The organism is Micromonospora sp. WMMD1082, from assembly GCF_029626175.1.
Lineage (GTDB): Bacteria > Actinomycetota > Actinomycetes > Mycobacteriales > Micromonosporaceae > Micromonospora.
This window is the reverse complement of sequence record NZ_JARUBM010000002.1, coordinates 6459815-6482633: the sequence shown is the minus strand read 5'-3', so window position 1 is coordinate 6482633 and position 22819 is coordinate 6459815. Positions and strand designations below refer to the sequence as shown.

Annotated in this window: 16 protein-coding genes and 1 pseudogene; 12 read left to right on the top strand and 5 right to left on the bottom strand. The window is 69.2% G+C overall.

What is annotated here, in order from left to right; genetic code table 11:
* The first annotated feature begins 551 nt into the window (after positions 1 to 551).
* The 4 genes from O7615_RS29880 to O7615_RS29865 all read left to right on the top strand — a co-directional run bounded on the left by O7615_RS29880 (position 552) and on the right by O7615_RS29865 (position 5856).
* Positions 552 to 1841 carry an RNA polymerase sigma factor gene (locus O7615_RS29880; RefSeq protein ID WP_278181126.1) on the top strand — a complete coding sequence of 430 codons (1290 nt, stop codon included), beginning with the start codon at positions 552 to 554 and terminating at the stop codon, positions 1839 to 1841.
* A gap of 85 nt (positions 1842 to 1926) precedes the next feature.
* Positions 1927 to 2079: a hypothetical protein gene (locus O7615_RS29875; protein WP_278181125.1), complete on the top strand. Its 153-nt coding sequence runs from the start codon at positions 1927 to 1929 to the stop codon at positions 2077 to 2079.
* A gap of 118 nt (positions 2080 to 2197) precedes the next feature.
* Positions 2198 to 4075 carry an ABC transporter ATP-binding protein gene (locus O7615_RS29870; protein WP_278181124.1) on the top strand — a complete coding sequence of 626 codons (1878 nt, stop codon included), beginning with the start codon at positions 2198 to 2200 and terminating at the stop codon, positions 4073 to 4075.
* Positions 4072 to 5856, top strand: coding sequence for an ABC transporter ATP-binding protein (locus O7615_RS29865; RefSeq protein WP_278181123.1), 1785 nt, complete (start codon positions 4072 to 4074; stop codon positions 5854 to 5856). The genes O7615_RS29870 and O7615_RS29865 overlap by 4 nt, the downstream gene beginning before the upstream one ends.
* Positions 5857 to 5960: 104 nt before the next feature.
* On the opposite strand, the gene O7615_RS29860 is transcribed toward O7615_RS29865, so the two are convergent.
* Positions 5961 to 6296, bottom strand: coding sequence for a YciI family protein (locus tag O7615_RS29860; RefSeq protein WP_278181122.1), 336 nt, complete (start codon positions 6294 to 6296; stop codon positions 5961 to 5963).
* A gap of 192 nt (positions 6297 to 6488) precedes the next feature.
* Here O7615_RS29860 and O7615_RS29855 point away from each other — a divergent pair, with 192 nt between their 5' ends.
* Positions 6489 to 7646: an epoxide hydrolase family protein gene (locus O7615_RS29855; RefSeq protein WP_278182284.1), complete on the top strand. Its 1158-nt coding sequence runs from the start codon at positions 6489 to 6491 to the stop codon at positions 7644 to 7646.
* Between the two features lies 1 nt (position 7647).
* Positions 7648 to 8586 carry a cyclase family protein gene (locus tag O7615_RS29850; protein ID WP_278181121.1) on the top strand — a complete coding sequence of 313 codons (939 nt, stop codon included), beginning with the start codon at positions 7648 to 7650 and terminating at the stop codon, positions 8584 to 8586.
* A gap of 159 nt (positions 8587 to 8745) precedes the next feature.
* Here the strand turns inward: O7615_RS29850 and O7615_RS29845 are convergent, their stop codons facing one another.
* Both O7615_RS29845 and O7615_RS29840 read right to left on the bottom strand, forming a co-directional pair.
* The gene (locus O7615_RS29845) at positions 8746 to 9486 is read right to left on the bottom strand and encodes a VOC family protein (RefSeq protein ID WP_278181120.1); all 741 of its coding nucleotides are present in this window, start codon (positions 9484 to 9486) and stop codon (positions 8746 to 8748) included.
* Between the two features lie 42 nt (positions 9487 to 9528).
* On the bottom strand, positions 9529 to 10749 hold the full coding sequence (locus O7615_RS29840; protein WP_278181119.1) for a glycosyltransferase family 2 protein: 1221 nt from the start codon (positions 10747 to 10749) through the stop codon (positions 9529 to 9531).
* Positions 10750 to 11092: 343 nt separating this feature from the next.
* Between O7615_RS29840 and O7615_RS29835 the strand changes: the two genes are divergently transcribed.
* From O7615_RS29835 to O7615_RS29815, 5 genes and pseudogenes are all read left to right on the top strand, one after another.
* Positions 11093 to 12457, top strand: a complete 1365-nt coding sequence (locus O7615_RS29835) for an aspartate aminotransferase family protein (protein ID WP_278181118.1) — start codon at positions 11093 to 11095, stop codon at positions 12455 to 12457.
* Positions 12457 to 14049, top strand: coding sequence for a GMC family oxidoreductase N-terminal domain-containing protein (locus O7615_RS29830; protein WP_278181117.1), 1593 nt, complete (start codon positions 12457 to 12459; stop codon positions 14047 to 14049). Before O7615_RS29835 ends, O7615_RS29830 begins: the two co-directional genes overlap by 1 nt.
* Before the next feature lie 177 nt (positions 14050 to 14226).
* On the top strand, positions 14227 to 15633 hold the full coding sequence (locus O7615_RS29825; protein WP_347405108.1) for a glycosyltransferase: 1407 nt from the start codon (positions 14227 to 14229) through the stop codon (positions 15631 to 15633).
* A gap of 294 nt (positions 15634 to 15927) precedes the next feature.
* Positions 15928 to 16113: pseudogene (locus O7615_RS29820) on the top strand (acyl-CoA dehydrogenase); the annotation flags it as partial.
* A gap of 92 nt (positions 16114 to 16205) precedes the next feature.
* Complete coding sequence (locus O7615_RS29815; protein WP_278181116.1) at positions 16206 to 17639, top strand: MFS transporter; 1434 nt, start codon at positions 16206 to 16208, stop codon at positions 17637 to 17639.
* Between the two features lie 705 nt (positions 17640 to 18344).
* On the opposite strand, the gene O7615_RS29810 is transcribed toward O7615_RS29815, so the two are convergent.
* A complete protein-coding gene (locus tag O7615_RS29810; RefSeq protein ID WP_278181115.1) occupies positions 18345 to 19304 on the bottom strand; it encodes an LLM class flavin-dependent oxidoreductase in 960 nt (319 codons plus the stop codon).
* Between the two features lie 103 nt (positions 19305 to 19407).
* On the bottom strand, positions 19408 to 21042 hold the full coding sequence (gene pgi / locus O7615_RS29805) for a glucose-6-phosphate isomerase (RefSeq protein ID WP_278181114.1): 1635 nt from the start codon (positions 21040 to 21042) through the stop codon (positions 19408 to 19410).
* Between the two features lie 229 nt (positions 21043 to 21271).
* On the opposite strand from pgi, the gene O7615_RS29800 reads away from it, so the two are divergent.
* On the top strand, positions 21272 to 22711 hold the full coding sequence (locus tag O7615_RS29800; RefSeq protein ID WP_278181112.1) for a glucose-6-phosphate dehydrogenase: 1440 nt from the start codon (positions 21272 to 21274) through the stop codon (positions 22709 to 22711).
* Positions 22712 to 22819 lie beyond the last annotated feature (108 nt).

Sequence of the window (22819 nt, the reverse complement as noted above, 5' to 3'; positions counted from 1 at the left end):
CACGCCGTCATGCCGAGCACGAGTGCTTGACCTTGGACCTGTTGCTCACTGAGGTTGCCTTTGGCGAGCGGCGTCATCGCAGGTCGACCTGCAGCAACCCGAGAACGCAATGACCCTGCTCATGCGGCCGGTCGTGAAACACGCGGTCCTACCTACGAGCCGGAAACGCAAACGGTACGCGGTGAGGGTCGCCTTGTTGCTCGCGGCGGGTCTGCCGGAGAGATGATCGCGTAGTGGTTGACCAGGAGGGCAAGAGGGGGTCACTCTGCCGGAGTTGGCCGTCGACCCCGGGAACCTCACGCCCGAGAACGACATGGTGGCCAAGCAGACCCTGTTCCGGCTGCTGGACGAGTTCCTCGAATTGCGCGATGAGTACGACGGCCTGCCTCGCATTTACGTGCGTACCAGCAGTGGCGCGCCGCGCGGACCGACAACGGGTCCACGGCCTCCCGGCAACCCGCCCGTCCGGTGGTGCCCGCGGTGCGTAGTCCGGCCTTGTCCGGATCCGTGCCGGTTGTCATTATGGCGGGAGGTCGGGAGAAAGGAACTTCATGGGGCGGCCGACCATCTTGGGCCCGGAGGACCAGGAGGTCATCGTCCGTGCGTTCCGGGAGGAGTCGGGACGAGTCGTCGCGGCGCTGATCCGGCTGACCGGTGACTGGGACCTGGCCGAGGACTGCACCCAGGACGCCTTTGTGGAGGCGCTGCGTACCTGGCCCGAATCCGGGGTGCCGCGCCGTCCTGGCGCCTGGCTCATGACGGTGGCCCGCAACCGGGCCTACGACCGGTTGCGGCGCGCCACCACGGAGAGCAGCAAGCTGCGGGAGCTCGCCGCCCTGGCCGTTGACACCGGCTCGGACGACCCCGACGACGCGGGGGCAGAGATCCAGGACGACCGTCTTCGCCTCATGTTCACCTGCTGCCATCCGGCGCTGCCACTGGAGGCTAGGGTGGCGCTCACCCTGCGTACTTTGGCGGGCCTGACGACCGCGGAGATCGCCCGCGCGTTCCTGCTGCCCGTGCCGACCATGGCCAAGCGCCTGGTCCGTGCGAAGCGGAAGATTGCCAACGCGGCGATACCCTTCCGGGTGCCGCCGCCGAACCTGCTGCCGGAGCGTACGTCTGGGGTGCTGGCGGTGCTCTACCTGTTGTTCAACGAGGGCTACGCGTCGTCCGGCGGCGCGGAGCTGGCCCGTGACGGGCTGTGCATGGACGCGATCCGGCTGACCCGGGCGCTGGTCGGGTTGTTGCCCGGCGAGCCCGAGGCGGCCGGGCTGCTCGCGCTCATGCTCTTGCAGCACTCCCGGCGCCGCGCGCGGGTTGACGCCGACGGTGACCTGATCACCCTGGAGGACCAGGACCGTTCGCTCTGGGACCGGGTGGAGATCGACGAGGCGATCGGCCTACTAGATGGGCTGGGCAGCCAGCGGATCGGCCCATTCCAGGTCCAGGCCGCCATCGCGGCCTGTCACGCCGAGGTGTCCTGCGCCGCGGACACCGACTGGGCGCGGATAGTCGCCCTGTACGGACGCCTCGCAGAGCTGACCCCCTCACCGGTGGTGGAGCTGAACCGGGCGGTCGCGGTAGCCATGGTCGATGGCCCAGAGGCGGCCCTGCGGCTGGTCGATGACCTGGACGCCTCCGGCCAGCTGCGCGACTATCACTTGTTGCCGGCGCTGCGCGCCGACCTACTGCGCCGCCTCGGCCGCCGGGGAGACGCCGCCGCGAGTTACCGGCGTGCGCTCGGGCTCACCGGCAATGGGGCTGAGCGCCGTTACCTGAGCCGTCGGATGGACGAGATGACCGGCGCCGGGACGGGGGCGTGGACGCCGGGCCCCTGAGCGCCGGCATGCCGCCGATGGCCCCGCCGTTCGGCACCGGGGCGGCGCGCGGAGAAACCCAGACCGCAGGGGCACCATCGTTTCCGTGATCGGCAACCGGCTGAGCCTGCTCGGCCTCTACCCCTTCGACCATCCGGACCTGTTCCCGCGCTTCGACGAGGAGGCCCGCTCCGGGTCCGCTCCGGGATGGGCGGATCCAGTTGTCCATTTGCGGGCTCCGCGTTCGTCGTTCTCCTGAATACCCACGATCTCCGAACTGGAGGACCGGTGACAGGTCAGTACACGTGCAGCGTCATCATCCTGAACTGCGACGGCAGGACCCTGCTCAGCTGCGCCCTCGTCGCAGGAGGGACGCGATGACGCCGGAGACCCGCCTGCAGACCCTGGTCCGGCTGACCCGGGACCGGCTGGAGATCGCCCGGCTGGCCGGTCGCGCCGGCGCCCCGATGGTCGTAACCATCGTGCTGGTCAACCTGGTCGTTGGGCTGTTGCCGCCAGCGTTCGTGGTGGCCTCCTCGATCCTGCTCGGCAAGGTGCCGGCCGCGGTCATCGCCGGCCTGGGATCGCCAGAGTGGGACGACCTGGTGACCGCCTTCCTACTGGCCGCGGCGGCGTTCGTCGGACAGCAGATCATCGCGCCGGTGCAGGAATTGCTCGGCAAGCTCGTGGCGCGGCGCATCGACGGCCTGGTCAGCGACGAGCTGATGTCGATCGCGACCAGGACTGCGGGGGTCGGCCCCTTGGAGGACCCGGGCCTGGTGGAGCACCTTCGGGTGGCCGCCCGGGAGCTGGAGAACTGGCTGTTCAGCCCTGGCGAGGCCGTGGCCGGCCTGCTCGCCCTGATCGGGCGCTACACACAGTTGGCCGGGTATGCCGTGGTGGTCGGCGTGGTGCTGTCGTGGCCCGCTGCGGCGGCGCTGGCCGCTGCCGTGGTGCTGCAGCGTTACGGACAGCGCGGTGGCCTGCGGAAGTTCGCCGAGGAGCGGTTCCTGCTCGACCCGCAGGAGCTGAGGAACGACTACCTGCGTGAGGTGGCCACTGCGGCGGGTTCGGCCAAGGAGATGCGCGTCTTCGGGCTGCACAACTTCTTCGTGGATTTCTGGCGCCACAGCTTCCTCGAATGGCTGGTGCTGGTGTGGGAGGCGCGCCGACGGATCTATCTGTGGCAGTTCATCCGGGTCACGGCTGTTGGCCTGGTCATTGCCGGCGCGGTGTTCGCCTTCGCGGGCCGGGCCGCGACGGATGTGACGGCCGGGCTGACCCTGACCGGGTTCGCGATGGTCATGCAGGCGGCACTCGGCGCGCTGCGGCTCGGCGAGTACTGGCCGGAGTCGGACCTGCAGACCGCCCTCGGCATGCACGCCTACCAGAAGGTCAAGCTCTTCCGCGAGGGCGTCGCCGGGTACGCCGGGCAGGCTGTGCGGGACGTCGCGGCGCCGCCCGCCCCGCCGACCGGGGCGATCCACTTCGACCGGGTGAGCTTCCACTATCCGGGCGACGACCGGATGATCTTCGAAGACCTGGACCTCACCATCCCGATTGGCCAGTGTACGGCCCTGGTCGGCGTGAACGGCGCCGGCAAGACCACCCTGGTCAAGCTGCTCGCCCGATTGTACGAGCCGACCTCCGGCACGATCCGGCTGGACGGCGTCGACATCCGCTCATACGAGCTGCACGAGTGGCGGGCCCGGCTCGGGGTCACCTTCCAGGAGTTCGCCCAGTTCGAGGTGTCGGCCGCCGACAACGTCGGCTTCGGCGCGGTGGAGCACCTGGACGACCGGACCGGGATCCGGTCCGCGATCGAGGCGGTGAACCTACACAAGATGCTCGACACGCTGCCGCGTGGCATGGAGACCTTGTTGGCCCGGCACCTCGTGGACGGCGCCGACCTGTCTGGGGGGCAGTGGCAGCGGATCGCGTTGGCTCGGGCGCTGTTCGGCCTGCGCCACGGCGCCTCGATCCTGGTGCTTGACGAGCCCACAGCCAGCCTGGACGTCCGCGCCGAGGCCGGCTTCTTCCGGGAGTTCACCCAGCTCACGGAGGGTGCCACAACGTTGTTGATCTCGCACCGGTTCTCCACCGTGCGGCAGGCCGATCGAATCGTGGTACTCGACGGCGGTCGGGTGGCTGAGCAGGGCAGCCACGACGAGCTGATGGCCCAGGACGGCGAGTACGCACGACTGTTCCGGTTGCAGGCCGACCGGTTCACCGACGAGACGGCGAGGGCGGCATGAGGACGACGTTGAGCGGGTCCTGGCGGCTGCTGGCGATGGCCTGGCGGGCGAACCGCCGCAAGACCATCGCGGCGACGGGCCTGATGGTGGCCGGTACCGTGAGCGGCCCGCTGCTGGCTCTGGTGCTGGGAATGATGACCGACGCGGTCATCTCCGGACAGGCCGGCGCGGCCGTCTGGTACGGCGTCGCGATGGCGGTCCTGGCCATCGTGAGCCTTACCTTTGCGCACTTCTCGTACATCTTCTACCAAGAACTGGCCGAACTGGCCGAGCTCGAAGTGGTGCGGGATCTGATCCTGCTCACCAACGGCTCCGAGGGGATCGAACACCAGGAACGCGCCGAGTACGCCGACGAACTGACGGTGCTGCACCGGGAGAGCCGTGGGCTGATCGGTGCACTGGAGTCGCTGTTCGGGATGCTAGGCCTGACCCTGGCCGTGATATTCACCGCGATCCTGCTGGCCGGCCTGAACCCGATTCTGCTGCTACTGCCGCTCGCGGCGGTGCCGCCGCTGATCTGCGGGCGCTGGGCCGAGTCGCGGATCAACCGGGCCAAGACCGAAACCGCCGAGCCGACCCGGATCGCCCTCAACCTGTTCCGGCTGTCCACCTCGGCCCGGTTCGCCGGCGAGCTGCGGGTCTTCCGGCTCCGCGACGAGCTGCGCCGGCGGCGCCTGCGGGAATGGGAGCGGGCGAGCCGGGGGCTGGTCCGTTCGTACGGGATGGCCTCCGTGGTCCGGACCCTCGGGCAGGTGATGTTCGGCCTGGCCTACGTCGGCGCGGTGTTGCTGGTCGTGCGGGAGGCTATCACCGGCCGCAGCACGATCGGCGACGTGGTCCTCGTCATCGTTCTCGCCACCCAGGTCAACCAGCAGGTCACCGTGGCGGTCACGCTGCTCGCCAACCTGCAGCGGATGGGCAGCTTGCTGCGCCGCCTGGATTCCGTGCGGAACCTGGTCGCGGTCGACCACCCGGTGCCGGTCGACCAGGAGCCGCCGGCTCGGCTGACCACCGGGATCGAGCTCCGGGACGTGGACTTCACCTATCCGGGCACCAGCGAAGCGGTGCTGAGCGGCGTGTCGCTGAGCCTGCCGGCCGGGGCCAGCGTGGCCATCGTCGGCGAGAACGGCGCCGGCAAGACCACCCTGGTCAAGCTGCTCTGCGGCCTGTACCGGCCGACCAGCGGGCAGATTCTGGTCGATGGCACCGACCTGCGCCGGATTCCGGCCGAGTCATGGCGCAGGCATCTGTCGGCGGCCTTCCAGGACTTCGTCCGCTTCGAACTGCTCGCGGGTCAGGTGGTCGGTCTCGGCGACGTGACCCGGATGGGAGACGACGGCGCGGTCACCGACGCGCTGGATCGGGCGCAGGGCAGCGACGTCCTGGAGCGGCTGCAGCACGGACTGCACACCCAGCTTGGCAAGAGCTACACCGAGGGTGCCGAGCTCTCCGGTGGTCAGTGGCAGAAGCTCGCGCTGGGCCGGGCGCTTATGCGCGAGACGCCGTTGTTGCTGGTGCTCGACGAGCCCACGTCGGCCCTGGATCCGCTGGCCGAGCATCGGTTGTTCGAGTCGTACGCCCGGCAGGCCGCGCAGCTGAGGGCCAGTACCGGGGCCATCACCCTGTTCGTCTCGCACCGCTTCTCGACGGTGCGCATGGCGGATCTGATCATCGTATTGCGCGACGGCCGGGTGGTCGAGGCCGGCAGTCACGATGAGCTGATGCGACGCGGCGAGCTTTACGCCGATCTGTTCAGCCTTCAGGCCCAGGCCTACCGGTAGGCGCGGGAAGGCGGGGACGTGTCGAGCATGAGCGCAACCGACCCGTGACGAGTCAGGGCGCTGCCGGAGCGGGGCCCTCAACCGCGCCGCGGTTGAGGGCTGGCTCACCCCTGCCGGAAGGGCCGCAGCTCCAGCACGCCGTGCCGGGCGACCGGGTGCTTGGACGCCACCTCGATCGCCTCGTCGAGGTCGGCACACTCGATAATGTCGAAGCCGGCGATCTGCTCCTTGGTCTCGGTGAACGGGCCGTCCGCTATCAGCACCTCGCTGTCGCGGACCCGTACCGTGGTGGCATCGCTTACCCCCTGCAGCTGACTGCCGGACAGCCAGACGTTGCGTCCGGCCACCTCCGCCCACTCCCCGGGACAATCGGATACCGCCACATCCTCCGGCGGCAGGACCAGCGACTCGTCGACACAGACCAGCATGAGATATTTCATCGGTTCTCCTCCCCGGCATCCATCTCTCACGGTACGACGGCCGGCGAGGTCGCCGATGGACAGCAGCGGCGAGTTTTCGTCGTGAGTTGGTCAAGGGAATGCCCGCTCACGCTGAACTGGGTCCGAGCGCCGACGCGGGCAACAGCAAGGGGAGAGATGAACCCTGCTGGGTGTCGCGCCGATTATTACTGTATGCAGCCGTTTCGCGTACAAATACCCGAGGTGCAGCTGAAGGATCTCAGTCGCCGGTTGGCTGAGGCCCGTTGGCCGGAGAAGCTGCCAGACGTCGGCTGGGAGCGCGGCGTGCCGACGAGCTACCTCAAGAACCTGGTCAATTTCTGGCGCACCGACTTCGACTGGCGTGCCGTCGAGGCCTGCTTGAACGGTTACCCCCAGTACACCGCCGACTTCGACGGTACGACCATCTACTTCATGCACGTGCGTTCGCCTGAGCCGGGCGCGACGCCGATGATCATGACGCACGGCTGGCCCGGCTCGGTCGTGGAATTCCTAGACGTCATCGGACCGCTGACCGATCCCCGGGCCCACGGCGGCGACCCGGCGGACGCCTTCCACCTCGTGATGCCCTCGTTGCCTGGGTTCGGCTTCTCCGGGCCCAACCCGAACGTCGGCTGGAACAACCTGCGCACAGCCCAGGCGTGGGCGGAGCTGATGCGCCGGCTCGGATACGACCGCTACCTGGCTCAGGCCGCCGACTTCGGCACCGGTGTGTCGCTCACTCTCGCCGGCGTTGACGAGGAGCACGTGGCCGGGGTGCACCTCAACACGCTGCCTACCCCGCCCAGCGGCGATCCGGGCGAGCTCGACAACCTCGACGACGAGGACCGGACCCGGCTGGCGCGGTCGGCCCGGTTCGTCCGGGAGCTCGCCGGATCGATGAAGCTCCAGGCGACCCGGCCGCACACGGTGGCGTACGCGCTGACCGACTCGCCGATCGGGCAGCTTGCCTGGATCGTCGAGAAGTACAAGGACTGGACGGACTCGGCGAGCGTTCCGGAGGACGCGGTGAACCGCGACCGCCTCCTAGCCATCGCGAGCATCTACTGGTTCACCGGTACGGCTGGCTCCTCCGCCCAGTTTTACTACGAGATCGCCGAGAACCTGCCGATCAACGTGTCCACGGGCCGGTACCCGGCGATCAAGGCGCCGCTCGGTGTGGCGGTGTTCCCACACGCACCGTTCGTGCCGATCCGGCGCTTCGCCGATCGGGACTTCCCGTCGATCGTGCACTGGAACGAGTTCGACCGGGGCGGCAACTTCGCCGCCCTGGAGGAGCCGGACCTGTTCATCGAGGACGTCCGGGCGTTCCGCCGACTGATCAAGGAATGACATGACCCAGCAGCCGGCCACGATAGAGGACTTCCGGGCGCTCGGCGCGCGGCTGAGCAACTGGGGCCGCTGGGGCCCCGACGACCAGCGCGGCACCACCAACCTGATCACGCCGGAGCGGCTGGTGGCAGCGGCCGGCCTGGTCCGGCGGGGCAAGGTGTTCGACCTTGGCATCCCGCTCGACGAGAACGGGCCGCAGCCGGGTGGAGGACGGATCAATCCCGTCCACCTGATGTCGGAGACCGGTGCCGAGCAGGTGTTCCCGGGCGGGTTCCGGTTCGCCGACGACTACATCTTCATGGCGCTGCAGGGCTCATCGCAGTGGGACGCGCTGTCGCACGTGTACTACGACGACCGGATGTACAACGGCTTCCCGGCTGGCGGTGTGACCGTCAGAGGCACCGCGCACTGCGCAATCGACCAGCAGAGCGCGGGAATTGCCGGCCGTGGCGTGCTGCTGGACATCGCGGCGCTGAAGGGCGTCGACTGGCTGGAAAGCGGCACCGTCATCACTCCCGAGGATCTCGACGAGGCGGCCGCGCGGCAGGGCGGCGTCGAGGTCGGCCCGGGCGACATCCTGTTGTTCCGCACCGGCTGGCGCCGCAAGTTCCTGCGGGACGGCGACCGGAACGCGTTCATGGCCGGTGAGCCCGGCCTCGGCCAGATGTGCTGCGCCTGGCTGCGCGACCGCGACGTCGCCGCGGTCTGCTCGGACAACTGGGCCATCGAGGTGCTTCCGGGCGAGAACCCTGACGCGCTGCTGACCGTCCACATGGTTCTCATCCGGGACATGGGCATGACGCTCGGGGAGATCCTGGACTTCGAGGAACTCGCGGCCGACTGCGAGAACGACGGTGTCTGGGAGTTCTTCTTCGCGGCACCTCCGCTGAAGGTGAGCCGGGCGGTGGCGTCGCCGATCAACCCGCTGGCGATCAAATAGCCGCTCGACCGGGCCGCTCCGTGTGTTTCTCCGCGGAGCGGCTCAATGCTGTCCCCGGTGCCGCCTCGGGTGCGAAAATCCGGGCTCCTCGACCGTCAACCGAGGAGCCCGAATCCCATTCCGCCTACAGATACAGGGTGTCCGGTTCGAGCCCGGGTTTCACTCCTTGATGACCGACATGATGTTGCCGGCCGGGTCACGGAACCAGGCGATCAGCGGCCCGCCCTTCCGGAATACGCCGTCGTCGTCGACGCCGTCGAACTTCTCCATCTCCACGCCGCGCTCGCGCAGCCACGCCACCGCCGCGTCGATGTCATCGACCGGGAAGTTGAGCATCGTGTAGGTGGCTGGCTCGTGGTTCGGCTTGGGGTATACCAGGATTTCCCGGTTGCCGCCGACATGCAGGTGCAGCATGCCGTGCTCCTCGGTCACCGGGATCCCGAGCGTGTCGCGGTAGAACTCCTGCGCGCGGGGGATGTCGTCCACCGAGAACCCGTTGAACGCCACCGAACCCGCGAGCATCCCGGAGCCACCGCGGACGGCGGCGAGGTACTCCGCGTTGAGCTCGATGATCTGCACGTAGTTGCCGTCCGGGTCCAGCAGTGTGCCGAACAGGCCGTCCTTACGCTCCTCCAGCGGCGCGACCCAGGACACGCCCATACCGTCGAGGTGTGCGGCCGCCCTGCGGGCATCCGTGACCTCGAAGTTGAGGATGACGCGCCCGGGTTCTACCGTCGTCGTTGCGACGTCGTCGCGACTGTCCACGAGCACGTCGAACCCGTCGAAGTCGAGAAAGCCGGACGGTTGCTGCAGCGGTTCGAACGCCTCGATGTACCAGGTGCGCAGCCGTTCCGGGTCGGCCGAACCGAGCAGAATGCTGCCGAGTCGTGGCGTTGACACTTAGGACCTCCACGTGTCGATAGATGACCTCTAGTCTTCAACCTATCGAGAAATGGCGGCCGTCTTTTGCATCAACGCGGGCGTGAGTTGTACCGATCCGCCGACTCGGGCGGCCTCCGCCAGGATCTCGGCCGACCAGCGCGGCCAGAGTCCGGCCAGGCGCGACGTCAGGACCACGACATCCACGGCGTGGTCGGGCAACGGGGTGCGGATGCCGATGGCGTGGTACGTGGCACCGAGCTCGGCCACAGCGTCGGCGTCGAAGTCCAGGGTCACCGCGCCGGCCAGTTCCGCCGGCAGGCGGCGGCCCGCGCCAAACACCGCGAGGCGGCCGGGTGGTAGCTGCGGCAGCAGCTCGGCCACCTCCGCCGCCACGTCGACTGACCGGGCCTGATCGATACAGCCGATCAGGAACCGGTAGTTCTCATCCACCTCCAGCAGGTCATCGTCGTTGTTCAGCAGGTTCCAGGCCAGCTCGGTCATCGGCTCCGGGAACCTGCCCATCATCCGGCGCATGTTCACCATGACACCGGCCAGGGCGTCGGCCAGGGGGGCCCGCTCGTGCGGTGCGTGCACCGCCCAGGCGGTGCGGCTGAGCCGGAATTCGAGGCCGGCCTTGAACAATCGGAAGCCCATTTCCAGGTCGTCCAGACCCCAGAGGACTATGCCCTCGTCGAAGCCGTCCACCCGCCAGTAGTCGTCGGCGGATAGGGAGAAGTTGAGCCCCCAGAGCAGGACCCACGGTGCGACCATCCGGCCGAGGTCGAAGTCGGTCTTGGCGAACGCCGTGTGCCGGGCATCGAAGAAGGCCGGCGAGTCGTGGAACCGAGCGACGACGTCCTCCGGCAGCGACTCGGCCACTGCCTCGGCCAGACCGGGGGGAGTTCCCCTTTCAAAGTCGTAGCCCCAGGTGTAGCCCACCACGACCAGCCGTTCGCCTTTGGCGTGGGCCGCGACGTGCTCGGTCAAGAAGTCCGGCCCGACGTATACGCCGCTGTCGAGAAAAACCAGCAGCGGCGCGGCGGCCAGCCGGGCGCCGGCGTTGCGGGCCAGGCACACCCGGTTGCCCTCGTCCGGCTGGAAGTGGTATTTGATCCGCAGCTGCTGCGACGCCTCTTCGACCACCGCGCGGCTACCGTCCGACGAACCGTCGTCAGCGACGACGACCTCGAATTCGTCGGCCGGCATCCGCTGCCGGGCGAGGTTCCGCAGCGTCTCACGCAACAAGTCCCGCCGGTTGTAGGTCGGGATGACCACCGTCACCCGGGGAACCGAGCTTGCTGTCCTAGTAGCGTCCACTCTGCCAGTGTGCCGACGGCCACTTCCGCGTTCATCTCCCAGCGTGCCGGTCGCGACGCATTCATGAGGATGCCCACGCGACGACGGCTGGGTGACGCTTGCAAGGCGTCGCCCGACTCCGGAGAGGGAGAAATCGCGTCATCCCGTTGCTGATGACGCTTCGGACGATCAACCCTTTCACCTCAACGACGTGATTGTGGCTCGGTCTGGACACGACACCCGGACGCCCGAGTCGGCCTGATGACCCGCCCACGGGGCCGCCTGTTCGCCCTGCAAGCCAGCACATATCGGTAAGGGGAAGAGTGCCATGTCTGTCGTCAACGAGATGCCGCGCACGATGCGGACCGCGGCGAAGCTCGCCGAGATCGACCGGCGGGTGCTGGTGCATCCGCACCACCACGGCGGCCGGTCGAAGCGCATCACGATCGTCCGCGGTGACGGTTGCACGGTGTGGGACGCGTCCGGTGTGGAACTGCTGGACGTCATGGGCGCCGGCAACTGGGTCGCGCAGGTCGGGCACGGTCGGCCGGAACTGGCTGACGCGGCGGCCCGTCAGATGCGCAAGCTGGCGTACTACACCGGGTTCGACATCTTCGCCAACGACCAGTCCATCACGCTCGCGCAGCGGCTGGTCGACCTGGCCCCCGACGGGCTGGACCGGGTGTTCTTCACCAACGGCGGCTCTGAGAGCGTGGAGACGGCCTTCAAGTTCGCCCGGCTCTATCACCACCACCGCGGCGAGCCCGAGCGCGTCTGGTTCATCTCGCGGAACTTCGCCTATCACGGCTCCACCTACGCCAGCGGCGCCGCGACCGGGTTCCCCGGCATTCACGCGGGCATCGGGCCGGAGTTCCCGAACGTGGCGCGGATCTCGCCCCCGCATACCTACCGCGCGCCGGACATGTGTCCCGGCCGGGATCTCACCGACTTCCTTATCGAGGAGTTGGCCACCACCATCGAGCGGATCGGCCCCAGCAACGTGGCGGCGATGATCGGCGAGCCGGTCATGGGCGGCGCGGGGGTTCTCATACCGCCCGCGGACTACTGGCCGCGGGTCCGCGAGCTGCTGTCGCGCCACGGGATCCTGCTCATCGCCGACGAGGTCGTCACCGGTTTCGGCCGGACCGGCGCCTGGTACGACTCGGCCGAGCGCGGCATGCAGGCCGACCTGGTGACCGTAGCGAAGGGCCTCACCAGCGGCTACGCCCCGCTGGGGGCGGTGCTCATGAGCGACGCGATCGCCGAGACGATCGCCGGCGGCGACACGTATCTGTTCCACGGTCACACCTACTCCGGCCACGCCGCCGCCTGCGCGGTCGCGCACGCCAACCTCGACCTGCTTGAGCAGGAAGGCCTGGTGGATCGGTCCCGCACGGTCGGCACGTGGCTGCGCGAGGCATTGGCTCCCCTTGCCGACCTGCCCAAGGTCGGCGAGGTGCGGGTAGTCGGCGCCACCGCCGGCGTGGAACTGGTGGCCGACCGGGACACCCGGGAGCCGTTGATGGCCGACTGGGTCACCGCCACCCTGCGCGACGAGCACCGCGTGGCGGCCCGGGAGTACGGCAACACCCTCGTCATGGCCCCGCCGCTGGTCATCTCCCGGCCCGAGGTCGACCGCGCCGCGCAGGCGCTGGCCGACGTGCTGCGCCGCCGACCCGCCAGCCACTCGTGATGGAGTCCTACGACTACGTCATTGTCGGCGCCGGCACCGCCGGCTGCGTGCTCGCGGCGCGGCTGAGCGAGGACCTTGACGTGACGGTGTGCCTGATCGAGGCCGGACCTGTTGACGACTCGGACAACATCCGCATCCCGGCGGCGGGCGGCAAGCTGCTGCGCTCGCAGTACGACTGGGACTACAACAGCAACGAGGAGCCACAGCTGGGCGGGCGCCGGCTCTATCTGCCGCGGGGACGTGTCCTCGGCGGCACCAGCGCGCTGAACGGCATGGTGCACATCCGGGGCAACGCCCGCGACTTCGACGAGTGGGGTCAGCCCGGCTGGACCTACGAGACCATGCTGCCGTACTTCGTCGGCTGCGAGGACAACGAGCGAGGCGCCTCGGCTTACCACGGGACCGGCGGCCCGCTGCCGGTCGCCGAGGGCCGTTCGCGCAACCCGATGGCGGCGGCGTTCGTACGTGCCGCGGTGGAGGCCGGGTTCCCGGCCAACGACGACTTCAACGGCCCGAGCCAGGACGGTTTCGGCTTCTATCAGGTGAACCAGCGCAACGGGCGGCGGTGCAGCGCCGCGGCGGCATACCTGCACCCGTCGGCTGCCCGACCCAACCTGACCGTGCGCACCCGCACCCACGCACACCGCGTCCTCGTCGAGGGCGGGCGGGCTTGCGGGGTACGGGTCCAGCGGTACGACGAGGTGGTCGACATCCGGGCGCAGCGCGAGGTCATCGTGACCGCCGGGGCGTACAACTCTCCGCAGTTGCTCATGCTGTCCGGGATCGGTCCGGCCGAACGCCTCGCGGCGGTGGGCGTGCCGGTCCTCGCCGACCTGCCCGAGGTCGGCCGCAACCTGCAGGACCATCCCGCCACATACCTGGTCTTCACACACGACGAGCCGGTCAGCCTGCTGTCCGCCGGTGAGGAAAGGAACGTTCGCCAGTTCGAGGCTGACGGCAGCGGACCGCTGTCGTCCAACGTGCCGGAAGCCGGTGGCTTCGTGCGCACCCAGAGCGGTCTGGCGGCCCCCGACGTGCAGTACCACGTGCTGCCGGTGATGTTCGTCGAGTGCGCCCTCGGCGAGTCGGCCGAGCACGGCATCTCGTTCGGCCCCTGCGTGTTGCGGCCAGCCAGCCGTGGCGAGGTCAGCCTCGCCTCCGACGACCCGACAGCCAAGCCGCGCATCCGGCACCAGTACTACGAGGAGACTGCGGACCTGCGGACGATGACAGCCGGCCTGCGAATCGCCATGGAGTTGGCCAGGCAGCCATCGCTGGCGCCGTACACCGTGCGCCCGTACGCGTACCCGGCTTCCACCGACGAGGCGGACCTGCATGCATTCGTGCGGGCACACACCCAGTCGGTCTTCCACCCGGCCGGCACCTGCGCGATCGGCCCCGTGCTGGACCCGGATCTGAGGGTGCACGGGGTGGACGGCCTGCGCGTGGTGGACGCATCCGTGCTGCCGCTTGTGCCGAGGGGCAACACCAACGCCCCGACCGTCGCGGTCGCGGAGCGGGCGGCGGACCTGATCCGTGGCCGCACCGAGGCGGCCCACACCCGCAAGGGCTTGATGGAGGTACATCAATGAGTGAGAGGCTCGACAGCCGGGCGGTCGTGCTCGGTGCCGGAATGGCGGGCCCTGTGACGGCCCGGGTGCTGGCCGAGGACAGGAGGTGATGGAGCGGCTCTTCCCCGGTACGCAGGCCGACCTGACCGCCGACGGCGTACTCAGCGGCGACCTGTCTCGGTGCCGCACCCGGGCAACATGCGCGGAGCCTTCTTCGGCAAGTTCCCCGCTGGTCCGCGACGGCGAGAGCGTCCCCGCTTGGAAGCTTCGTCACGGCCTCCGCCAGCTGATCCCGCCAGCCTTGGCACTATTCGTGCGCACGAACAACACCGTCACGGGATCGATGCGCCCAATACTGATACTTCGGAGGCTCCCATGTCGGCAACCGGTAACCCGAAAGTCTCGATAGTGATCCCGACGTACAACCGTCGCGACCGGCTGCACAACACCTTGCACCAGCTCACCCGGCAGGTGCCCGGCACGCCGGAGTTTGAGGTCGTGGTGTCCGACGACGGCTCGTCCGACGACTCGGCGACCGTCGCCAAGTCGTTTTCCGATCGGCTGAACCTGAAATACACCTACCAGGAGGATCTCGGCAACCGGGTCGCGCTCGCGCGCAACAACGGTGCGAGGCTGGCCACCGCACCGATCCTGGTCTTTTTGGACACCGGCGCGATCGCCGGGCCCGACTTCGTGCTACAGCACTATCTGGCCCACAGCAGTGGTTCGCCGCGGCATGCCCTGGCCGGATACGCCTACGGCTACAACCCCGGGGATCCGATGGTGCAGGTGCCCGATCTCCTCAAGCGGTTCACACCCGAGGAGATGGTGGAGGTCTACGGCCGGGTCCACGAGTTCCTCGACAGTCGCGAGCTGGTGCTGGTCAGGTGCGACGACGACCTGACCAGGCGCAGCGTGCCGTGGCTCATCTTCTGGACCATCAACTGCTCCATGCACACCGACGACTTCTGGGCGGTGGGCGGCTTCGACGAGGGGCACCGCGGCTGGGCCGTGGAGGACCTCGATCTCGGATACCGCCTGTACCGCAGCGGCCTGCCGCTGCACTTCAGCCGCGCGGCGTGGGTGATCGAGGAGCACCAGGACCGGGTGTTCGACGAGCAGTTCGAGGAGTTCAAGGTCAACATGCTGCGCTTCCTGACCAACAATCCGGAGCCGGTCAACGAGATCGGCTGGACGCTGGTGGTCCACGAAAACGTGTTCTGGGCGTGGGAGGAGGACAACAACGACCTTATGCGGTACGCCGACGAGGTGCGCGATCTGGACGTCTCGGCAGAGGTCGAGCTGGCGTTGCGGGGCGTCTCCGCGACTGACCGCGTGGTCGTGATCGGCGCCGGTGGCGCGCTGCCCGAGTCGATGCACGCGGCCACCGTGATGGACTTCGACCGGGAGCTGGTCGAGCGCGTGGCAGCCACCGGGCGGCACGTCACCCATCACAGCCTGGGCCTGCGCACGCCGCTGGCCGACCAGTCCGCCGACGTCGTCATCCTCACGTCCCGGCTCGCGAAGTTCTGGCGCCGCTGGGAGGACCGGTTCATGATCGAGGCACGCCGCATCGGACGCGACGTGCGCTGCCTCGTGCCGTAGACCCGCACTCCCCACACGATCGGGGTGACGCGACGGGCGTCACTCCACCCGGGCGTGCCCGGATTCCGTGTCACGCATCGGACGCTGCCCGTGCCGCATGACCCTGCACGGCTTTTCACCGACGACCCCGGACCTCATGCGCCAGTTCGAGATCGAGTTCCCGTCACTGGTCAGAAGCGGCCAGGTGGCGATCACGAGACCATCATCGACGGCCTGGAGAACCTCGTCCCGGCCGCCCAGGCCCAGCTCCAGGGGCCTATCGGGGCAAGGTGCTCCTGCGCTTCTGACGCCATCAAGGAGGCGGTCGACATTCTCAACACCGCCAGCAGCGGGTCGTCGCTCTACGCGGATGTGCCGATTCAGCGCATCGAACGGGACATCCAGGCACTCAACCTGCACGCCCTGATCCACCCCAACGCCAACCTGGAGCGGTACGGCCGGATGCTCTGCGGCCTGCAGCCCAACACCATGTACCGCTGACTCGGCACACCCCGGAAAGCCTGCCCGCCGATCATCGCCGTCCGGTGGGGCGGCTGCCGTGGCCTGCCCGAAAAATCAAGAGGAGGAACCGGATGCAGCCAACGCTCTCCGACGCCACACCCCTCACGGGCACCACATCCAGCGCGGGCCGTCGCTTCGCGGCGCTGGTCCTGCTGTGCTTCGCCAGCTTCATGATGATCCTCGACTCGGAGATCGTGATTCTGGCCCTGCCGTCCATCCAGAACGCCCTCGGGCTGGACCCCTCGGCGGCGCAATGGATCCTCACGGCCAACGCCATCACCTTCGGCGGCCTGCTCCTGCTCGGCGGGCGCGCGGCCGACCTGCTCGGCCGGCGCCGCGTGTTCATGTGGGGCATGGCCCTGTTCCTGATCACCTCGCTGGTCTCCGGCATCGCCTGGAGCGGTGAGGTCATCATCGTGGCCCGCGCGCTGCACGGCGTGTCGTCGGCCATGCTCGTGCCCAGCGCGCTGTCCATCCTGATGAACACCTTCCGGGAGGGTAAGGAACGCAACCGGGCCATCGCCTCGTGGTCGGCGGTCGGCGGTATCGGCGCCACCGCCGGGCTGCTGCTCGGCGGCACGATCACGACCGGGCTCGGCTGGCAGTGGGTCTTCCTGGTCAACGTGCCGGTCGTGGCGCTCGTCATGCTGATCAGCCCGTTCGTGCTCGACGAGAGCTGGGACCGCAACCGCGTGCGCAACTTCGACATCGCCGGCGCCGTCACCATCACCGTCGCCGCGACCGCCCTGGTGTACGCGATCAGCAACGGGCCCGCGCTCGGCTGGGGCAGCGCACCGATCATCGCCCTGTTCGCCACGGTGATCTTGCTCCTCGGGGCGTTCGTCGTGATCGAGGCCCGATCCGCTGCACCCCTTGTGCCGCTTCGCTTCCTGCGGCTGCACACGGTCAGGAGCGGCAACCTGCTCATGGTCGTCGTGGCGATGATCGTGTGGGGCGCGAGCGTGCTCATCTCGCTCTACACCCAGCAGGTGCTCGGCTACTCGGCCATCATGTCGGGCTTCGCCACCTCGGTCATGCCCGTGGCTGCCGTGTTCGGCGCCTACATCGGGCAGGCCTTCATCACCAAGCGCGGATTCCGCGTGGTCGGCGGGATCGGACTGCTCGGGCTCGGCGTGGGCTGCCTGCTGCTGTCCCGGATACCCGTTGAAGGACAGTACTTCCGCGACCTGTTCGTCGCGTTCGGACTGTTCGGTCTCTCCCTGGGCGCCGCGCACACCACCGCCTCGATCGTCGCACTCACGGCGGTCCCCGAGCCGGAGTCGGGCCTCGCCTCCGGGCTGAGCGCCGGGAGCTTCCAGGTCGGCGGCGCCATCGGCGTCGCGCTCGTCATGACCGTGTCGGTGACCGTCTCGGGCGGATCCACCGCGCTGCCCGATCTGACCAGAGGTTTCCAAGCCGCGTTCATCGCCCTGGTGTGCGCCGCGATCGTTGGCTTCGTCATCGCCCTGGCGCTGCCGCGCAAGTCGGTCGCGCAGGCTGACTGACCGTGGGGCCGGCTCAAGGCCGGCCCCACGCAAGATTTTTCGCGCGCTGCGTCCCGTCGCCCGCCCGGCTCCGACCCGTCCGGGAAAGCTGGGATGAGGCGACCGCCCGGATGCGGGCCGGCAAGATCGCGGAGGCATGTGGCTGGCCGCAGGAGGTTCGCCGGTTCAAGCCGCGGCGCGTCTTGCAGGGATGAGATCGTCACTCGTCGGCTGAGGCTTGAGCCGAGGCGTGGCCGGTACCGGGGCGACGTCGCTGTGTGGTACCGGCAAGGATTCGACCAGGCAGGGGGGCGGCCAGAAAAGCACCGCCCAGGTCCGCGGGTGTTCGTGTGGCAGGCGAAGATCAGCGGTTGGAAAGAAGGAGGGGCGGGCGAGGCATTCCCGTCTTACAGCGCTCAGTCCCAGGGATCAGCATTCGGATTCTCACCGAGCACCCGCGCGCACTCCAGGCACAAGTCTCTTCCGAAGACCTGGTTGCCCCGGGGCTCGGTGCCCTATGCCTGGTCGGCGGCTGCAGCGATCGCACGCCAGGTGTGGCCTTCGCCCCGCCATTGCCTGACTTGCCGCGCAATGTCCGTGGTCAGAGTCAGTCCTCACGCCGTCAGCACGTGCCGAACCTACGCGGCGCACCTTGACGTGTCACCTGCGTCCGGATCTCCGCCGATCGGCGTGACGCCTTGTTGGCCAAGAGTGCATTGACGGATCTCATGGCACGAGTGGGCGGACTTGTTGTGCGGTGAACCGTGTGAAGCCCTCGAGGTCGGGTTCGTCAGCGGTGGGTTGCAGGATCACGGCATCGGCTCCGGCGTCTCTGTAGCGGTTGACGACAGCGGCTATGTCGGCGGCGTCACCGACTGCTGTTGTTTCCAGCTTGTCGGACTCGCCCCAGAACTCCAGCTCACGGGCCATGCGTGTGTCGGCGTCGGGACCGGTCGCCGCATGCACGTACACCGTGATGGCCTTGGCCATTGACCTGACGGCGGCCACCTCCTGCGGTCGCGTGCCGGCGGTCAGCAGGATCCCGTCGGCGACCTCGCAGGCGAGAGCGCGCGTCTTGGGCCCGGTCGCACCGGCGTAGATTCGGGTCGTACCCGCCGGCGGGTAGTCCAGCTTGACCTTGTCGAGCCGAACGTAACGACCCGAGGTCGTGACCGTCTCGCCAGCCAGCAGCGCCTTCAACGCCTCGACGTGCTCGCGCAGCAGGGTCAGCGGTGAGCCGACCCGCGCGCCGACCTGGCCCATCCACTCTTGAACGCCGTGGCCGAGGGTGAGCAGCACCCGGTCGGGGAAGAGCCTGTGTAGTGTGGCGGCCTCCATGCCGAGCACCGCGACGTTGCGAAACGGCACCGGCAGCAGGCCGATGCCCACCGCCAGGCGGTCGGTCCAGGCCAGGGCCGCGGCGGCGGTGGCGATGCCGCTTTCGAGAAAGCAGTCCTCCCAGAGCCACAGCTGTTCGAGGCCAGCCTCGTCGGCGGCGCGCGCGACGGACCGGAGGCGTTCGGGCGGGTTCTGCGGGCGGTATACCACACCGAGAGTCGTCATGATGGCCGAGCCTAGACCGCACGGAGCCGCCACGGCGCCCGCTGCCGGTACCAGCGCCGGTGCTGCTTCCTCGCCGAGATCATCCAGTGCCGACCGGCAGCGGCCGACGTGGCGCGAGCCCATCAAGATCTGCGCAACTTCGGTGTTGTTGCTGCCTCAGAGGCGGCCGGAGACAGCAACATCGGTGAAGTTGCGCGGATCTTGCGCCGTGCCGTGCCGGGCCCTGTTAGGGGCGGCGGCGTTGGGCGCGGTAGTGGCGGATCAGGGTGGCGGTGGAGGAGTCGAGGTCTGCCAGGTCGGCCTCGTTGCCGGTGAGTAGGGGGGCTAGCTGGTTGGCCATCACCTTGCCCAGCTCGACGCCCCACTGGTCGAACGGGTTGATGTCCCAGATCGCGCCCTCGGTGAGCACGATGTGCTCGTAGAGGGCGATGAGCTGGCCGAGGGTGGCCGGGGTGAGCCGGTCGGCCACGATCGACGTGGTCGGGTGGTTGCCGGCCATCACCCGGTGCGGCACGAGGTCCGCCGGGGTGCCCTCGGCCGCGACCTGCTCGGCGGTACGGCCGAAGGCCAGTGCCGCGGTCTGGGCGAAGAAGTTCGACATGAACAGGTCGTGCATGTCGCCGATGTCGTGCTGGGGCTCGCTGAACCCGATGAAGTCCGCCGGCACCAGCCGGGTGCCCTGGTGCAGCAGTTGGTAGAAGGCGTGCTGGCCGTTGGTGCCGGGCTCGCCCCAGAAGATCTCCCCGGTGTCGTACGTCACGGGCCGGCCGTCGGTGCGTACCGACTTGCCGTTGCTCTCCATGGTCAACTGCTGGAGGTAGGCCGGGAACCGGTGCAGGTACTGCGAGTACGGCAGCACGGCGTGGGTCTGCGCGCCGAGGAAGTTGGTGTACCAGACGTTGAGCAGCCCGAGCAGCACCGGCGCGTTGCGGGCCAGCGGCGCGGTGCGGAAGTGCTCGTCCACGGCGTGGTAGCCGGCGAGCAGTTCCTCGAAGCGCTCCGGCCCGATGGAGAGCATCACCGACAGGCCGACCGCCGAGGGCAACGAGTACCGGCCGCCGACCCAGTCCCAGAAGCCGAACATGTTGGCCGGGTCGATGCCGAAGTCGGCCACCCGCTGCGCGTTGGTGCTGACCGCGACGAAGTGCCGGGCCACCGCGTCGGCGTCGGCGTCGAGGCCGGTCAGCAGCCAGCGCCGGGCCTGCTCGGCGTTGGCCAGGGTCTCCTGGGTGGAGAAGGTCTTCGACACCACCACGAAGAGGGTGGTGGCCGGGTCCAGGTCGGCCGTGGTGTCGTGGATGTCGGTGGGGTCGATGTTCGACACGAAGCGGCAGCTGATGCCGGCGTCGCGGTACGCCTTCAGCGCCTCGTACGCCATCACCGGTCCGAGGTCTGAGCCGCCGATGCCGATGTTGACCACGGTGGTGATCCGCTCGCCGGTGTGCCCGCGCCACTGCCCGGAGCGCACCCGGTCGGCGAACTCGGCCATCCGTTCCCGCACGGCGTGCACGTCGGCCACCACGTCCTGCCCGTCGACGGTGAGCGCCGCGTCGCGCGGCAGCCGCAGCGCGGTGTGCAGCACGGCCCGGTTCTCGGTGCCGTTGATGGGGGCGCCGGCGAACATCGCGGCGATCCGGTCGGCGAGCCCGACCCGCGCGGCCAGCGCGGTCAGCAGCCGGAGCGTCTCGTCGGTGACCAGGTTCTTGCTGTAGTCGACGTAGAGGTCGGCCGCCTCGACGGTCAACCGCTCACCACGGTCGGGGTCGGTGGCGAAGAGGTCCCGCAGATGCGTCCCGCGGATCTCGTCGGCGTGCTTGCGCAGGGCCTGCCACTCGTCGGTGGTGGTGACGTCCGCAGCCATCGGATCGATCGTCTCCTCGCAGGGTCGGCACGCCGCCGGCCTCGTCCGGCCGGCGGGTGAGACCAGCCTGCCACACGAAGATCGCCATGCCAGCCCGACGCCGCGACTGGTCACGATCCGCACGGGCGCCGGTGCCGTCAGCGAGTGAACCCGTCAACGCAGTGCGAGCGGAGGGCCGGTCTGCGGGGTCCGCTGACGGCACGTCGCGGGGACAGGGCAAGGTGGTGGCATGACGACGCCGGCTCCGAACGCCCCCGCCGCAGCACCCGGACATCCCGCCGCCGCCACCGGCGTACGCCAGACTCTGCTGGTGCTCGGCGCCAGCGGTGACCTGACCGGGCGGCTGTTGCTGCCCGGGCTGGGTCGGCTGGTGGCCAGCGGGGCGCTGCCCGGGTTGCGGCTGATCGGCAGCGGCATGGACGGCTGGGACGACGAGCGGTGGCGTCGCCGGGTGGCCGACTCCTTCGCCACCGTCGGCGCGGACGGACCGGTGGAGTCCGAGGTGGTCCGCGAGACGCGGTACGTGCCCGCCGACGTGACGCGGGAGGACGACCTGCGGCGGCTGTTGCGGGACTGCGCCGGGCCGCTGGTGATCTTCTTCGCGCTGCCGCCGATGGTGACCGCCCGGTCGGCTGCCGCGCTGGCCCGCATCGGCGTGCCGCCCGGCACCCGGCTGATGCTGGAGAAGCCGTTCGGTGTCGACCGGATCTCGGCCCGCTCGCTCAACAACCTGCTGGACACCCTCGTGCCGGAGGACCAGGTCCACCGCATCGACCACTTTCTCGGCAAGTCGACGGTGCTGAACCTGCTCGGCCTGCGCTTCGCCAACCGGATCTTCGAGCCGGTGCTCAACGCCGCGCACGTGGCCTGCGTGGACATCGTCTTCGACGAGACCCTCGGGCTGGAGGGCCGGGCCGGCTACTACGACGGTGCCGGCGCGCTGGTGGACATGGTGCAGAGCCACCTGCTCCAGGTGCTCGCCCTGCTCACCATGGACCCGCCGCCCAGTCTGGACGCGAAGGAGTTGCGGGGTCGCGCGGCGCAGGTGCTGCGGGCCACCCGGCTGTGGCGCGACGATCCGGTCGCGGCGAGCCGGCGGGCCCGGTACACGGCCGGCGAGATCGACGGACGCCGGCTGCCGGACTATGCCGACGAGCCGGGCGTCGACCCGACCCGGGGCACGGAGACGCTCGCCGAACTGGTGCTGACGGTGGACACCTGGCGCTGGGCGGGGGTGCCGTTCCGGCTGCGGTCCGGCAAGGCGACCGCCGGTGTACGCAAGGAGGCGGTCGTCACCTTCAAGCAGCCGGCCCGGGTGCCGGCCGGGCTGACCGGCTACGAACACCCCGACCGGCTGCGGATCGGGTTCGGTCCGGACCGGCTCGGCCTGGAACTCAACATCAACGGCCCGGGTGACCCGTTCGAGCTGGACCAGGTGCACCTGACGGCGGACTTCGGCCCGGGCGACCTGCCGGCGTACGGCGAGGTGCTGCGGGGCGCCTTCGAGGGGGATCCGCTCCTGTCGGTGCGCGGCGACGTCGCCGAGGAGTGCTGGCGTGTCGTCGAGCCGGTGCTGGCCGCCTGGCGGGCCGGGACGGTGCCGCTGCAGGAGTACCGGGCGGGTTCCGCCGGACCCGTCGACACGCTGCTCACCCCGGTGACCGGATGACGGGTTGACCGGGCGGCAGGTGTCAGTCGGTCGGCGGCGTGCCGCGTCGAGCACCTGGCTGCCCCTGCGTTCCCTGTCGAGCTGAGAGCGCGAGTGAATCACCCGCCC